The sequence below is a fragment of the bacterium genome, assembly GCA_013360195.1.
In the GTDB taxonomy this organism is placed as follows: Bacteria; Electryoneota; RPQS01; order RPQS01; family RPQS01; genus JABWCQ01.
Window position 1 is genome coordinate 443,355 of the sequence record JABWCQ010000002.1, and the last position, 14,878, is coordinate 458,232.

At 51.4% G+C, this 14,878-nt stretch carries 15 protein-coding genes; 2 read left to right on the forward strand and 13 right to left on the reverse strand.

The genetic code is table 11. From position 1 onward, the window contains the following. Nucleotides 1-11: 11 nt before the first annotated feature. Nucleotides 12-2,849, reverse strand: coding sequence for a PQQ-like beta-propeller repeat protein (locus tag HUU59_03180; GenBank protein ID NUO18432.1), 2,838 nt, complete (start codon nucleotides 2,847-2,849; stop codon nucleotides 12-14). A 475-nt stretch (nucleotides 2,850-3,324) separates the two neighbouring features. Here HUU59_03180 and HUU59_03185 point away from each other — a divergent pair, with 475 nt between their 5' ends. Continuing rightward, nucleotides 3,325-4,806 (forward strand): hypothetical protein, encoded by a 1,482-nt coding sequence (locus HUU59_03185; GenBank protein ID NUO18433.1) that lies wholly within the window; start codon nucleotides 3,325-3,327, stop codon nucleotides 4,804-4,806. 889 nt (nucleotides 4,807-5,695) lie between these two features. Here HUU59_03185 and dinB read toward each other — a convergent pair. Further along, on the reverse strand, nucleotides 5,696-6,946 hold the full coding sequence (gene dinB, locus HUU59_03190) for a DNA polymerase IV (GenBank protein ID NUO18434.1): 1,251 nt from the start codon (nucleotides 6,944-6,946) through the stop codon (nucleotides 5,696-5,698). A gap of 48 nt (nucleotides 6,947-6,994) precedes the next feature. Further along, the gene (locus tag HUU59_03195; GenBank protein NUO18435.1) at nucleotides 6,995-7,249 is read right to left on the reverse strand and encodes a hypothetical protein; all 255 of its coding nucleotides are present in this window, start codon (nucleotides 7,247-7,249) and stop codon (nucleotides 6,995-6,997) included. Between the two features lie 371 nt (nucleotides 7,250-7,620). Between HUU59_03195 and HUU59_03200 the strand changes: the two genes are divergently transcribed. Beyond that, the gene (locus tag HUU59_03200; protein NUO18436.1) at nucleotides 7,621-8,439 is read left to right on the forward strand and encodes a hypothetical protein; all 819 of its coding nucleotides are present in this window, start codon (nucleotides 7,621-7,623) and stop codon (nucleotides 8,437-8,439) included. Between the two features lie 75 nt (nucleotides 8,440-8,514). Here HUU59_03200 and HUU59_03205 read toward each other — a convergent pair whose 3' ends face one another. The 10 genes from HUU59_03205 to HUU59_03250 form a co-directional block, all read right to left on the reverse strand. Next, complete coding sequence (locus HUU59_03205) at nucleotides 8,515-9,888, reverse strand: T9SS type A sorting domain-containing protein (GenBank protein ID NUO18437.1); 1,374 nt, start codon at nucleotides 9,886-9,888, stop codon at nucleotides 8,515-8,517. Between the two features lie 198 nt (nucleotides 9,889-10,086). After that, a complete protein-coding gene (gene rplQ / locus HUU59_03210) occupies nucleotides 10,087-10,545 on the reverse strand; it encodes a 50S ribosomal protein L17 (protein ID NUO18438.1) in 459 nt (152 codons plus the stop codon). After that, the gene (locus HUU59_03215; GenBank protein ID NUO18439.1) at nucleotides 10,542-11,534 is read right to left on the reverse strand and encodes a DNA-directed RNA polymerase subunit alpha; all 993 of its coding nucleotides are present in this window, start codon (nucleotides 11,532-11,534) and stop codon (nucleotides 10,542-10,544) included. Before HUU59_03215 ends, rplQ begins: the two co-directional genes overlap by 4 nt. Nucleotides 11,535-11,553: 19 nt before the next feature. Then, nucleotides 11,554-12,183, reverse strand: a complete 630-nt coding sequence (gene rpsD / locus HUU59_03220) for a 30S ribosomal protein S4 (protein ID NUO18440.1) — start codon at nucleotides 12,181-12,183, stop codon at nucleotides 11,554-11,556. 44 nt (nucleotides 12,184-12,227) lie between these two features. Further along, a complete protein-coding gene (gene rpsK, locus HUU59_03225) occupies nucleotides 12,228-12,617 on the reverse strand; it encodes a 30S ribosomal protein S11 (GenBank protein NUO18441.1) in 390 nt (129 codons plus the stop codon). 52 nt (nucleotides 12,618-12,669) lie between these two features. Then, complete coding sequence (gene rpsM / locus HUU59_03230; protein ID NUO18442.1) at nucleotides 12,670-13,041, reverse strand: 30S ribosomal protein S13; 372 nt, start codon at nucleotides 13,039-13,041, stop codon at nucleotides 12,670-12,672. Between the two features lie 30 nt (nucleotides 13,042-13,071). Then, a complete protein-coding gene (rpmJ, locus tag HUU59_03235) occupies nucleotides 13,072-13,188 on the reverse strand; it encodes a 50S ribosomal protein L36 (GenBank protein NUO18443.1) in 117 nt (38 codons plus the stop codon). A 26-nt stretch (nucleotides 13,189-13,214) separates the two neighbouring features. Continuing rightward, entirely contained in the window at nucleotides 13,215-13,433 is a 219-nt protein-coding gene (gene infA, locus HUU59_03240; protein NUO18444.1) for a translation initiation factor IF-1, read from the reverse strand. Between the two features lie 15 nt (nucleotides 13,434-13,448). Further along, complete coding sequence (gene map / locus HUU59_03245; protein ID NUO18445.1) at nucleotides 13,449-14,207, reverse strand: type I methionyl aminopeptidase; 759 nt, start codon at nucleotides 14,205-14,207, stop codon at nucleotides 13,449-13,451. Continuing rightward, nucleotides 14,204-14,878, reverse strand: a complete 675-nt coding sequence (locus tag HUU59_03250; GenBank protein NUO18446.1) for an adenylate kinase — start codon at nucleotides 14,876-14,878, stop codon at nucleotides 14,204-14,206. Before HUU59_03250 ends, map begins: the two co-directional genes overlap by 4 nt.

The following is a 14,878-nucleotide window of genomic DNA, read 5'->3' on the forward strand; positions in this document are numbered from 1 at the left end:
TCCAGCACTCATTATTGGCTGCTTCCACCGCCGCAGGATTGGTTGCAGGCATGAACGACAACGTAGAATTTCTGAGTGGGGGTCAGGTCGAAATCAGTCCAACTCATCACGGAAGCGGCCGGGGGTGGTCCGGCTTCCGTGCAACCGATTTGCGACCAGGCACCCGCGGGATATACGGCCAGTGGATCGGTAGTGCTGTAGACAAAATACGCACCACTCTCCTCCCCTACCCACGTCAGGGTATTTGAGTTGGCACCGGCATTGTGCAGAATCACCAAGCTGTCCGCCGGAACACACTGAGGCGGCACATAGAATGTCTCAGAGCCGAATCTCACGGCAGTGCCGCGATCATCACCCAAGCCCGGTCCTGATGGAAAGAAACGCGATCCCACGCATAGATATCCGAGGTCATTGGCCGGCGCCAAGTCGTAGAACGTTTCACTATTCGGACCACCATAGATATTTTCCCACAAGAGTGAGCCGTCGCAATCAAACTTCGCGAGAACAAATTCGCGCTGCTGGCTGACACTGTTTGTTGTTCCGGCAGCAAGAATGCCGCCGTCTGTGTCCTCCGCCAACCCCAATAACTCCGTGTTGGCGCGTTCACTGTAGAGCCACGAACGAACTGAGTCACCGTTTGCATCGACTTCGAGGAAAAACGCGGAGCTATTGCCGCCAATGAACGGCGACGTGTTTCCGAGGATAACATGATTGCCGCCGGAATGTCTGATGACACGCACAGGCGTTTCGTTACCTCCGAAATCATAGGTGCGAGTCCACAGGGTATCATAGGATTCATTGACGAGAATTACATGCAAATCCTGCTGCACAGCGAAAGGATCGCCGGAATAGGCGGCAATCAGCAGTCCACTGTCAGCAATAGCTGCCGCTTGGGCAATACAGAAGAACATGTCCAAGAGCTGCGGCGTGTTTACGTCGGGATAATGAATCACCGCGGGAAGAGGGGCGTACCCGCCAGCCTCAGGCGAAGTGCTTCCCAGGACCCAGAATCCGCCGGTCGCGTCCGGAACAATATCCACGGCTCCCGCGCTTCGCCCGGTTGGGCGTCCTCCAACACTAATTGGGGACAGAGCACCTGCCGCAGTGAGCCGCAGCACGAACATTGTGGATGGGTCCGATGTTCCTGCAGAGTCGATGCTCATCACAGTGAGAATGTCTCCGTTGCCGAGTTCGCAGATGTCGCCCGAAAAGTAATTGAAGTTATTTCCGGGATCAGAAATCGCGAAGCTCCATAGGAGTCCGCCAATCGAATCCCGCTTCGTAACCGATTGCCCCAACGGATAGGCGAAGCCACCGTCGTTTTCAATGTATTCGAAATCGCGAATGATGTCTTGATGATAGCTGCTGTCCCAGTCAACTTGCGGCGGCTGCAACGTTCCGGGAGGAATAATTGAAAACTCCTCGCTTACCCATTGACCGGGCACTCCCCCGAGTTTGGTCAAACGCAGTCTGCAATCGTACGCGGACGGAGTCGTCGCATTGAAACTGTAGGATCCGGAATTGGGGAAAGACGGGTTGATCATTTCCCATGATCCGGTCGGATAGTCGCGGTTCAGTTCAAGAGATAGGTGCGGAAATCCCTCGAGACCGTCGTCTGTCCACGTTGCATTTATAGTTTCGCCGAAAACGAAGCGGTCGCAAGGAAAAGGAGATGTGAAAACCAAATCAGGTTCGACTGCGAGCCTGACGAGCCATGCATCCTGCGGACCGCTCGTGCCGTTGCGCGTCAACCCGGCAGCATAATAGCCCGGATGATCGCTAATGGAACAACCGGAATGCAGCGCATAGAGCATATCATCGAGCGTGCCGCCCAAAGTCATCGTCCACAACGTGTCTCCGTTGCCGTCCAATGCGAGAAAATACGCATCGCGACCACCCGCACCGAATGATGTTGTGTGTCCGGCAACCAGAAATCGTCCGCAGTCTTCGACAACACCTAACGCATCATCATCGCCGGCTCCGCCATAGACATAGCTCCACTGCTGGGTACCGTTCGAATCAATCTTAACAACAAAGACATCCAAATCACCAATCGGGTCATCCTGATAACCGGCAAGAATGAAGCCGCCGTCATCGGTCGGTTCGATGTCGTTTATGCGTTCATCAAGGGTCGCGCTTCCATAGGTCCGGGTCCAAACCGTGTCGCCGTCGAATTCATAGCGAATCAACCACCCATTCATTCGAGGTGGGGCACCGACTCCAAAACTCGCGCTTCCACCAGCGATCAAGCAACCGCCGTCATTCAGGGGTTCAACATCGAATGCCCAGTCAATCGAGGCTCCGCCGAGAGTGCGCGACCACAGCAGCGTACCTGTTGAGTCGATTTTAATAAGCAAGAAGTTCGTGTTCCCTGAGACGTTCGTGTAGCCTCCAATGTAGTAGTCACCGTTCGAAGAGCGCTTGACCGCAAAGGCAACGTCTGACCCGCCCAAGTCGTAATGGCGCGTCCACAAAGTGTCACCTGAATCATCGAGCGCCACGGCATAAATGTTCGTGGGATTCGATCCAAATGATGTCGTGGTGCCAATAACCAGCGTTTGCGCAGCACTCACGTGGACATCCGCGCCGTTGTCCGATGAATTACCACCAATCGTTCGGGAATATATCGTGTCACCATCGGCGTTAACCCGAACAACGAGCATGTCCTGACCGCGCGGGCTGGGTGCGGGATGCTGATAGTACCCTGTCAGGATATAGCCGCCGCTCAGGTCTGCGCTGCCGCCTTGGGACAAATCGGTCAGAGTTGAACCGAACTTTCGTGTCCAGACTGTGTCAATGGGAACGGCCCACAGTGAGGCGGCAAGAATTAGAATCAGCAAAAGGTGCATGATTTCTCCCGGCCATTAATTGGAATTTTAATTCCCTAATATAGCTCCAGAACTCCCCGCCGTCAAGACTGACGGGCAAACTGGTTAAGATTCCGGATTAGGCTTAATATAAGCTCTGGGAATGTATGCTTTTAACCAAAGAGACCCTCTTCATAATAAAAACTCCCGGTGCCGCACACCGGGAGTTTGAGTTTTGGTCGCGGCCCGGTCGCAGCATGTAACCTCAAACGCCTCACTTGACTACATTTGCACTAATAAAATTTTTGGAAAAACACCCGACACATTTTATTGAATTCTCTAGAATTCCCGAACTTGCCTGTGCAAACTATTGTTTTTGTTGTGGCACTCATTTTGTTCTGAATCCGACTGCAAATACTCTTGATAACCTAACTTAGCCTTCTCGTGCCACCAACGCTCGGTGCGCTTCGACTAGAATTTTAACGAACTACCAAACTCAAAAAGATCAGGCAAAAAAATGAACTTGAAGTCAAAATTGGCTGTAATTGCAATCCCAGTTGCCATTCTGACAATCGCGGTCATTGATGTTTACATGTTCTCAAAGAAAGCTTCAGCACTAGATACCGATTTCATTCAACTGCGAGACAACCACGGATCAGTTTCTGACAACTATTTTGCATACATGAATAAATCAAGAAGTGAGCTTCTTTCGATTGGTCAACAGTTGGAAATCCGTCCGCAGTCATTTGCTGTTATTGAGAGTTCGCTTGAGAAAGCGAGCACTATACTTAGAGAAACCGACCATCAAACTAGGATCCTCAAAGATTCGGTCATAGCTTCAACAATTGTCGCCAACTTGTGCATCAATCGTCGTGAAGCAATTGTAGCTGAAAAGCATCTAACTAGAACGTTGTCAAGCAAGCCGCTGACTTCGGAAGTTGACCAGAAGAAGCTTCTTCAACAACTACAAGGGGATTCCGTCCAGGCAGAGGAACTTGCCAATAATCAACAGGACTTTGTAAACCAGTTGCTTAGTCAAATTCCAAAGTACATTTTTCATGCATCATTAGATGAAAGTCGTGGTTTCAGAACGGTACTTGAAAGCAAGTCCGTTGCCAGCTATGAAACTGCGTCCAAGGCATGTGAGGCTCGGTTAGTAGAGATTAACAGAGGTCAAACATTGGTCGGAATTCTTGATAATGGAAGATGCAGTGATATTCGTTACTTAGATAGCGCGCGCGCAGTGCTTTTTGATGACCTGACAAAGCTCTCAAGCATCCTTCGCTCGCTTGAAAATACTGTTGGCAAGCAGAGGCGGGCAAGAAGCGATTTTGCTGTTGCGATGGAAGAAATTGAGTCAGCAAATGCAGCGCTTCTGGCCCTTAGCAATTACGCGAAATCCGAGGATATAGCTCGATGCAAGAGAAAGTGGGATAACATCTGCAGGCAGATAAGTCAAGCGCGGGATAGAGTTAATGACACATCGAAGTATCCTTCAGATACAGAGAAGCAACTTTGCAATAGGATTCTGGAAGGCGAAGCGATCCGCTTAGAAAGAGCACATTCAAAAGCAATTGAGCATCGTGATTTTGTGAATAATCAGCTTGCGATTGCGTTAGACGAGGAAGCCACCTTTGCAGGAAGACTTAGTCGCGGACTTGGACGCACGGGAGAACAGATGCGGGAGTTTGGTCGAAGGCTTTTAGGAAGGGCCAATGAGGTCGCTGATGATGTTTCGCAATCACGTATTGGGCAAGAGCTTGGATTGTCCGTGGACGCGCTCGTTCTTGGAACTAAAGTGTTCTATGATTTCCTGGATGTTAACACAGGAACTGACTTGACCAATTGGGCAATGTCGTATGAACGCGACTTCAATCAATTGATGGAAAAGACAGAAGAAGTGAGACATTCCGAAGGAGCTAGTTTAACGGGGAAGAACACGATTATCGAGGACCTGATAAATCGAGGTTACGATAGTCGATTTTCAAGAAGTCGTTAGATAACCGGTAAATACATCTGGTAGTAGTTGTGCTTAGGGAATGAGTTTCTGAATTGCCTGGGGGAGACTAATTTGTCGTAAAACCGAAAACATCGGTCTGATTCTCAATCAACAATTTCCGTGTTCGAAACACCCTTAACTGAAGTGAAATATGTATTTGAAGCCTCAAAATCCCATTCCAAAAGCATTATTGAGTATTGGGATCCTTGTTATAACCGTGTGCTTCTTTCTGCCTTGGGTGAAATTTTGGGGGACCAAATGGAGTGCTTTTAGGATATTAACGTGGTCTAAGAAGGGTTTTCGCGGTGGTATAACGTGGGAGGAGGCTCAGTGGCAATACTATGTTTACATTGTTCTAATAGTCGCGCTTGCTATTTCGGGAAAGATAGGCCTTGCAAAGACACGTCTCGTCGTTTCAGCAATTTCGGCCCTAACCATAGTTTGGTTGGTCGTCCTTATCATTTATCCTTCATTAGTAAATAATTCCGTGACACTTATGGTGGGAGCGATTGGTACTTTAGTTGGCTTGACATTATGCTTAACTGCTGGTGCACTTTCGTCACGCTTAGATTAATAAAGTTTGCTTTTTTTGAAATCCGTCCTGTCGTCGGATTATTTGACCTTCTCGCGGCCCCACCCACTGCGGGTGCCCCGGAGTGGCGAGCGAACGGTTTGCGGTGGTGAATCGCTCTTCGCTTACCCCCTGCTCGGTGAAATCGAGCGGCCGCCACTTCCCCCTAAATCCGCTCCAGATTTTTGTGGAGACAGAGACAAAACTCCCGGTGCCGCACACCGGGAGTTTGAGTTTTGGTCGCGGCCCGGTCGCATCTGCCAAGTAACACGTCCGGACCGCATTGGTTCATCCTGTTCTCGAACCTGTCATCCTAAGTCATCGTCCGTTCATCCCTTCATAGCGAAACGAAATGGAACCGAATTGCCGACCCCGCCGAGCCGTGTGAAAGCGATCTTTAGGTCCCATCATGTTTCCGGCATAACCGATCAAATTGGCGCCAAAGCGCTCCTTGATATCGTCACAGGCGTGTGTCAGCGCCTCCTTGTCCTGCCGCGGCGCGAAAAGTTCCTGCTGAAGCACTCGTCCCATGGGCACCAACTGCGACACGTCCACACCGATCAACCGGACAGGCCGCGATGAATCATAAATTTGTTCGAAGATTATTTTGGCGGCAATGAAGATATCGGTTTCCATATGCACGAAGCGGGCGAGCTTTTTTTGCTGATGGACGGTGTCAAACCCTTTGTAGCGAATCTTCACGGTGACGACGCGGCCGGTCAAACGGGCAGTCCGGAGTCGGCGGGCGACCTTTTCACAGAGCAGGAGCATCCGCCCGAGAATCGCATCGGGATTCGTCTGGTCTTCAAAGAAGGTGGTCTCGTGGCTCATGGATTTTTCGGGCGGCAGGTCTTCGGCACGGAGAACGGTGCTGTTACCTCCACCGCGGGCGAGGAGCTGCAACTCCGGTCCGCGTGAGCCAAGCTTGTTGCGCAGCACATCGGTTGGATAGATGGCCAAGTCTCCGAGTGTGCGAATGCCGAGTCCGTTCAGGACATGCCGGGTTGCGGGACCGACACCGTTCATTTCTTCAACGGGAAGCGGGCCCATGATTTCAGCGATTTTCGATGGCGGAATGTGAGTGAACCCGCGGGGTTTGTGCATACCGCTGGCGAGCTTGGCGACACATCGGGAGGCGCCGGCTCCGATGGACGCGGTGATGCCGACTTCGCGTTCGATACGATTTTGAATTTCATTGGCAAGCGCGCTGACACTCGGCCAGTGCCATACAACGTCGGTCACATCAAGCGCGGCCTCATCGATCGAGATAAACTCAACGCGATCGGTGTAGTCAATCAGAATATCCCGCACACGCCGGGACGCGTCCACGTAGCGACTGGTATCGGACCGGACACAGATGGCATGGGGACAAAGCTGCAAGGCTTCATGCATAGGCATACCGGAGCGGACGCCGAACTTGCGAGCCTCATAGGACGCAGTCGTGACCACACCGCGACCGGAGGGGGTACCGCCGACCAGTAAGGGTTTGCCGCGCAGATTGGGGTTGTCGCGGATCTCGACCGCCGCAAAAAACTGATCGAGGTCGAGGTGAAAGATGGTTTTACTCATGATTTAGTCCGGTTACAGGCGGCACTCGCGGCACCACCACAGAAGATATTAGGACTGATGTCTGAGGCGCTCCATGCGCCAGGCTTGGGATTCGTTATTGAAGGACAGTTCATAGACCTCAGGGCCGTCACAGCAGACGGAGAAATAGTAGTAGAGGGCGGTTCCGTCCTTTTGCTTCCAGCATCCGTTGATGCGGAAGACTTTATATACGCGCTCGCGCCAGCGGAATTTGAGCGGAGTTAACTTACCATGCTGGAAGAGGGCAATAACTTCTATAGGATCAAGGAGTTCGGTATCGTTCATCTTAACCTAAACATCTGTTCAAGTTGTCTGTCAAAGAAATCCGGCCGAGGACTGGGCCGGAATGAACGTCTGTTCAGGGGTTAAGATACAACAGGAAAACTAAAAAGTCAACTCGTTTTTAGAAAATTTGTTCAAGGGGATTTGATAATTTAACTCCGGAGATGTTAGCAGGTTCCCACCCAGTTGCAGGAGGCAGCCGATGTATTTATAGATATATAAATCAATAGTTTAATTAAAAATGGAACCGGTAAATTCTGGATATAGTTTAACTATCAAATGCTATGATGTATGATGAACCGGATTAATTTCGAAGACCGCTCTTTTTCAGGAGAACGATTCAAAGAAACCAAAACGGGAGACCAAGGATGAAGATGTTAAGCACACGCATGAAGATGATGCTGTTGATGTCCAGCCTATTTCTACTGTACGCAGTGGGTTGTTCAGACAGTGACGGCGGAAACGCGATGTACGCCCAGCCGACCGATGAGGACAGGGAAGATATCGCCGAGGATTTCGGAACGGCCTTAGCGGGCGAGGAAGAAGGTATGCTGGGAATGTGGCATGACGGCGGGACGACGCTGACAGACCGCACAGGAACAAGGGCGCTGGATGACACGCTGACGGTTGAGCACGGCGGATTCACAATGGTTCGCATCCGTGATTTCTACGATGTGAACGATATTTGGTCGGAGTTTTATATACCGGGTGTCACGGCGCGGATGGTGCAGACACTGACGGTTGAGGGAACGCGGGAGAGTGTGAGCGGCAATCGTTCGGTAACGGTGTCCCATGCGGACACACTGGACATTACGGGATTGCTGCTAACGGATGAGATAAAGTACATAAACGGCAACGGAGACCGGAACGTTGAGGGAGAATTCCGGTCGCGGTTCCGGCAGAATGTCCGCACGTTCGAGTCCCATTACGATTGGACGGTGACGGACTTACAAATACACAATGATCGCGAAGAGCACCCTTATCCGCTGGACGGGACGATCAGCGTGCAGGGAGTTTGGATCAACACACATACGAATCCGGGACGTGATTTCGAGCAATCGGTGCTGTTCTCGTTCGAGATTTATTTTGACGGGACGCGCTATGCTGAACTTGTATTTGAGAACGGCGCGACATTCTGGATAGACCTGGACAACGGATGGTGTTGGTATGACCGGCCCGGCGGGATGGGATAACCGACGAATCAGCACACAGACTTGACAAAAGAGCCGCTCTCTCGAGCGGCTCTTTTTTTGGAAAGGAGGAGGATGCTACTTGAGCAGCAGCATTTTTCGTGTACTTGTAAAGTCGTCACCAATACGAACGGTGTAGAAATACACACCGGCGGAGAGGCCGGCAGCGTCAAGAGTTATCGTGTGTCGTCCCGCCGGATAATTTCCATTCACCGGAGTGGCAACGAGCCTCCCGTTGACATTGAACACCTGCAGAGTAACCGGGTTATCTTCGAGTACGTCGAATTCGATACGAGTCGCCGGATTAAACGGATTCGGATAGTTTTGGTGAAGCGCGTATTCTGTGATTATTTCGGCGTGCGGAGTAGCAGTTACCTCCACACCCCACTCCTGGATAGAGCCATCGATGTTAACCGTTTTCAGACGATAAATGTAGGTCTCTCCGTTGGTCACATTACGGTCAACGAATGAATACGAAGCGCCGCTTGGTGAATTCTCGGCGGGAATTTCAGCAACAGGAATAAATGCGGGGGCAAACCCGGATTGTCTGCTGATGACGAAATAATCAACAGCCGTTTCGGCCAAGGTGTTCCAATTCAAGCTGACTCGTTCATCGCCGGCGATTGCATCAAATGAGCCTTGCGAAACGGGCAGAACAATGTCAATGTACATGCACGCCCAACCTGAAACAGGCGACTCCATCGGAATCCACGTATCCCAGCTGTAGTCATGCAGCATAACTGTGTTGGTGCCGTTTTCCCAGAGTGGATAGGCATATGTCAAGTTCTCGTCCGAATTACACGGGCTTTCCGTACCACACCCGGGCGTTAGAGTCGCAATGCCGCCGCCACCCCCAAGCGGAAAATCAAAACTGTGGAGGTACGCAGGTTGATCGGCACAGAACTCGATGCAGGCGGAATAGGTATAGTGGCGATGATTGTTCGGATCCTGCGTCATATCTTCATAACTGATATTAAAGTAGTTGTCACAAGGATCATCCAGCTGTAAACACGACCAGCCTTCGGACAGATCGTACTCGTTCAATCCATTCTGAATTGTAAAAACCCGGGATGTCCACAACAGGGCTGCGTTGCAATTCACTCTCAAGTAATAGCGCGAAGGATTCGGAGTAGTTGTGACGATAGTGAACGCCGGATCAGTCATGAACGTGCCCGGGATTCCAAGCATTTCCTCACCGTTTAACGGGAATGAAACGTAGTTCGCGCAGGCGTAGCAATCGCCGACAGGCGGTTGCGGGTCATCTGTGTCAGGTCCGTTGGCATCATTATCCCAGTAGATCGCGACAAGACACGAGGACGGCAATGGATTTCCAGCCGTACATAAGTCGGTCAATGGTGTCAGGTTGTAGAGAATTGCATTAAATTGCGCATTTCCGGTTGAAGCAAAGAGAAGCAGAATGGCCAGAGGAGCAATGAGTTGAAGCTTTTTCATGTCAGCCTCTTTTTCATGAAGTGGAAGTTCCACCGATCAATGTATGCTCAAGCTGAGACGTAGTCAACAAGAATATGAGGGAAGTAAATCTCGACTGATCTTATCCGATTCGCATTCAATCTTGATTAAATGTTTGAGAAACAAGAAAAACGCCGCCCGGCAATTCGGACGGCGCTCTGAAGCAGTATTAAGGCGAGGCTATGCCGCGGCCTTCTTGGCTTTTTTGGCGGCCTTTTTAGGAGTGCTCTTGGCAGCGGCCTTTTTGTCGTCGGCGGCAGGTGCAGGAGCGGCCTGGACGCCTTCGTATCCGACCAGTTCGATGATGGCCATGGGAGCAGCATCGCCAACACGGACACCGAGCTTTATGACGCGGGTGTAGCCGCCAGGGCGGTCGACATTCTTGGGACCGACTTCGCTAAAGAGCGTTTGCATCACGGCGGGCTTGCTGAAGAAACGAGCAACATCGCGTCGGGAGGCCAGGGTGTCTGTTTTCGCCTTCGTAATCAGCGGTTCGACAAACGGGCGGAGTTCCTTTGCCTTACCCAAAGTCGTCTTGATGCGCTTGTGCTCAATCAGGTCTTGAGCCAAGTTAATCATCAGGGCCTTTTTGTGACTGGACGAGCGAGAGAGCTGACGTCCTTTATTCAGGTGTCTCATTTCTTATCGTAATCCACAGAAAGATACTTTTCGACGTCCATGCCGAAGTGCAGGGACTTTGTTTTCAGAATTTCATTCAATTCGACGAGGGACTTGCGGCCGAAGTTTTTGAAGCGGAGCATTTCGTTTTCATCACGGCGCACAAGGTCAGCAATCGTGCGAATCTTTGCTTCTTTCAAGCAATTGGCGCTGCGCACGGAAAGTTCAAGGTCTTCAACGGGTTTGCGCAGCAGTTTGCGAATCTGGAGCGTCTCTTCATCGATGTCCTCGTCATCCTCTTTTTCAGGCTTCATGTCGAAGCTGATGAAGAGTTGAATATGATCTCGGAGAACTCGACCAGCATTTGAGAGGGCGTCTTCCGGCGTAATAGAACCGTCGGTCCAGATTTCGAGAATCAACTTTTCATAGTCCGTTCTCTGTCCGACACGGGTGTTCTCGATTGTATAGGTGACGTTGCGAATCGGCGAATAGATGGCATCGAGCGGAATCGTGCCGATAGGCGCATCAGAGGGGCGGTTTTCCTCGGCAGGCACGTAGCCTCTGCCCTTCTTGATGGACAATTCCATTTTGAGTTCTGCTTCGCTGTTGAGCGTGGCGATCAGGTGATCGGGATTCAGAATTTCAAAATCGTTATTGCCGATCTGCAGATCGCGCGCCGTGAACTCTTTCGGGCCTTTTAGCTGGACAAAGATCTTATCGGGCTTTTTGTTGAGCAGCTTGAAGCGCACGCCCTTGAGGTTCAAGATCATCTCCGTCACATCTTCGGAGACGCCGGGGATAGTGGAGAATTCGTGCAGCACACCGTCAATCTTAATCGTGACGATAGCGGCGCCTTGCAGGGTTGAAATCAGAACACGGCGAAGGCTATTGCCGATGGTGACTCCATAGCCACGTTCAAGGGGTTGGACGATGAATTTGCCATAGGTATCAGTATGGGTAGATTCATCAATTTCCACCGCTTCCGGCATTTGGAAGTTCAAACCGTTCATGGGTCTCCTCGAGGTGAAATTAACGCGAGTAGAGTTCGACGACCAACTGTTCGTTGGCTTCGAATGGGATGTCGTTGCGCGCGGGCGGTCCCAGGAAAAGACCTTCCATTTTAGCGCGATCGACCTCCAGATTCGGCATCATTCTGCCGTGCGCGGCGAGCTGCATTGAGGCGTGAATGACTTCCATTTTGCGGGAGCGTTCACGGACTTTGATGCGGTCATTCGCCTTGAGGATATACGATGGGATGTTGACTTTTTTGCCATTGACCATGAAATGCGAATGGACGACGAGCTGTCGAGCCTGGCGGCGCGTGGACGCAAAGCCAAGGCGATAGACGACGTTATCAAGGCGGCTTTCAAGCATTCCCATGAGGTTTTCACCGGTAACGCCTTTTTGACGCTGAGCGACAGTGAAGAAGCGATGGAACTGCCTTTCAAGCAGGCCGTATGATTCGCGAATTTTCTGTTTTTCGAGCAGCTGACGGCCGTATTCGGAGACTTTGTTCCGTCGTCCGCGACCGTGCATACCCGGGGGATAACCCTTCTTGTCAAACGCGGATTTGCCGTTGCGGACACGCTGACCCTTTAGATAGAGTTGGGCGCCGACTCTTCGACAAATCTTGTCCGATGGACCGCGATATCTTGCCATAGATTGGGGAGTATATTTGGTTTACTAAAATCCGAAAGAGACAGTTACACGCGGCGCGCTTTTTCCGGCCGGCAGCCATTGTGCGGCAGCGGAGTGACGTCCTTAATGGTCTGAATTGCCAAGCCGGAAGCGGCGATTGCGCGAACGGCACCATCGCGTCCACCACCGGGACCTCGGACTTCGATGGAGACTTTTTTCAGTCCCAGAGCCATGGCAGCCTTGGCGGCATTGTCAGCGGCAAGCTGCGCAGCGAACGGCGTGTTTTTACGCGATCCTTTGAGTCCCATTTTCCCGGCGGAGGCCCACGAGATGGTATTGCCGTAGTTGTCGGTAATCGTGATCAGCGTATTATTGAACGATGACTTGACGTGGACGACGCCGGTGTCCTCGACACGTTCTTTTTTGCGCTTACCTTTTTTCTTGGAAGTAGCCAAGTGAATTCTCCGTTACAAAACGATCAACCTGCGCGAACGCAGAGATTAAAACTTATTTGCCCTTTTTCTTGACCATCAAGTTTTTCTTGCGGCCTTTACGCGTGCGGGAGTTGTTTTTCGTATTTTGACCGCGGACGGGGAGGCCTTTGCGATGCCTGAGACCGCGATAGCAGCCGACGTCCATCAGTCTCTTGATATTGAGCTGGATTTCGCTGCGCAGCGGACCTTCGAGCTTCATTTCGGCGATTTGCGCGCGGATGGCGGCAAGTTCGTCGTCATTGAGTTCGTGGGTGCGCTTGTTCCAGTTGATGTTGCACTGGGAGAGGATACGCTGCGACGTCGGGCGACCGATGCCGAAGATGTAAGTTAGGGCGATTTCGATGCGCTTATCGCGCGGGATATCTACGCCAGCAAAACGAGCCATTGTCTAATTGCCTGTGTTACCGCGGGGGTGTTAACCCTGACGCTGCTTATGTTTTTTGGTACGCGAGCACACAACAAAGACTCTGCCCCGACGGCGGACAATCTTGCAGTGTTCGCAGATTCTCTTAACGGAAGTACGGACTTTCATAGTCGTTATCGCAAAGCTCTTGATGTTTACTTGTAACGGTACGTAATGCGGCCGCGGCTGAGGTCATAAGGGGACAGTTCCACGGTGACCTTGTCGCCGGGCAGAATTTTAATAAAATGCATGCGCATTTTGCCCGAAATGTGACAGAGGACTTTGTGGCCGTTCTCGAGTACAACTCTGAACGTAGCATTTGGCAGACACTCCTCAATCACGCCGTCAACCTTAATGGACTGTTCTTTGGAAATACAAAACCTCTGAAATTATAAGACGGTCAAAATATCCGCAGGCCCGTCCGAAATGACGATTGTGTGTTCGAAGTGGGCAGCGGGTTTGCGATCACGAGTCAGGACATCCCAATCACCGATCATGTCAACTTCCGGACGTCCCATGGCAATCATCGGTTCGATCGCTATAACCATATTTTTTCTTAGCACAGGACCCTTCCCCGGAACACCGTAGTTGGGCACTTGCGGATCTTCCCACAAGCTGCGTCCGATTCCATGACCGACCAATTCACGAATAACCGAGAAGCCGTGTGATTCCGCGTGAGTTTGGATAACGTGACCGATGTTCGAGACTCTGCAGCCTGCGCGGGCCTGCTCAATGCCTTTGTCGAGACACTCTTTGGTAACTCGAATCAGCTCTTGTTCACGCTCGCTGACTTTACCGATTGCAAAGGTACGGGCACTATCGGCGTAGTAGCCTTCGTAAATGACGCCCAAATCAAGTCCGATAATCTGGCCGTTTTCAATTCTTCGGCCTTTCGGCATTCCGTGCACAACTTCTTCATTAATCGAGAAGCACACTGAATAAGGAAATCTCACGCCATCGCCGTTCGGATGGTTCTTGAATGCCGGAATGCCGCCCATCGAGCGAATGGTCTCTTCGACAACCCGGTCTACATCATCCGCGTTTGTCCCGGCGATCATTAAGGGGGCAGCGGCTTCAAAAGCAGAGGCCAGAATATGACCGGCCTTTCGCATCAGACGAATCTCTGCGTCCGATTTGATATGAATCATTCGACTGAACCGTCCAACTCAATCAGCACACGGGCAAAGACTTCATTCGCCGTGCCCACACCGGAGACTGTCTTCAGGGCGCGTTTACGCTTGTAGTAATCAAGGAGCGGCGCGGTCTTTTCGCGGTAAACCTGAAGCCGTTTATGCACTGTTTCGGGTTTATCATCGTCGCGCTGGACAATCATGGCAGGCTTGCCATCCGGACATTTGTGAGACAGAATAGCGGATTCGTCCGTTGTCAGATTGAACGTCGCGCCACAGTTCAGGCAAACCCTGCGGGATGCCAACCGCCCAACGATTTCCTCGTCGGGAACCTCAATTGAGATAACGAGCGGTGTCGGAAGTCCTTCTTCAGCGAGCAGGTGTTCGAGGGCATCAGCCTGCGGAACCGTCCGCGGAAAACCATCGTAGATCGCCCCACGAGCAGTGTCCGGTTTCTTCAAACGAGAACGGACCAGCTCAATCAAAAGATCATCGGCAACCAATTCGCCGCGGCCCATAATTTCCTGGACCTGCTTACCCAACTCGGTCTGCGCCTGCACTTCCGCTCTGAGAATGTCGCCTGTGCTGATCTGCGGCACCTTAAGCGCATCGACGAGCTTTTTCGCCTGAGTTCCCTTCCCTACTCCAACCGCACCAAGCAGAACAATCGAATAGCGGCTTACGGACAT